This window comes from Luteimonas huabeiensis HB2, from assembly GCF_000559025.1.
Taxonomy (GTDB): Bacteria; Pseudomonadota; Gammaproteobacteria; order Xanthomonadales; family Xanthomonadaceae; genus Luteimonas; species Luteimonas huabeiensis.
In genome coordinates, this window is record NZ_JAAN01000055.1 from 1 (window position 1) to 553 (window position 553).

The 553-nt window shown below is 74.3% G+C and carries 2 pseudogenes; both read right to left on the minus strand.

Annotation, left to right across the window (positions count from 1 at the left end):
- Window positions 1-223, minus strand: a pseudogene (locus Z164_RS21075) (nitrogen regulation protein NR(I)); the annotation flags it as partial.
- 128 nt (window positions 224-351) lie between these two features.
- Window positions 352-553, minus strand: a pseudogene (locus Z164_RS22200) (PAS domain-containing sensor histidine kinase); the annotation flags it as partial.

Here is a 553-nt window from a genome sequence, read left to right on the forward strand (position 1 = left end):
TCGCGCGGAACAGCTCGCGCATGGCCGGCGCCTCGCCGATCAGGGTGTCGGCCGGCTCGATCCGCGCCGGCGGCGGCGCGGGCTCGGTCCGCGCGGGTTGCAGCGTGCGCGCGGCCAGCGCCACCGCGTCGTCGAGATCGAACGGCTTGGACAGGAACTCGTGCGCGCCGCCGCGGAAGGCGCCGGCGGTGCTGGCGACGTCGGTATAGGCCGACATCACGATAGCACGAAACGCACGCTGCGATCGTCGTCGACCACCCACACCGGCACGGCGGCGGCGTCAATCATCGGAGCGGACCTCCCCGCCCTCGTCGTCGCGGCCGGGTTCCGCCGCCAGCGGCAGCAGCAGGGTGCGCGCGCGTGGATCGCGCCGCCGATGCGCACCCCGCGCTCGATGCGCGTGCGCAGCGCCACGTTGGCGGCGCCGGCCTGGATCGCGTTGCGCACCAGGTTCCAGACCGCCTGGGTGAGGCGGTCGGCATCGCCCTCGAACTCGGGCAGGCTGGGGTCGTAGTCGCGCGCGAGCTTCACGATCCAGCCGGCCTCTGCTTCC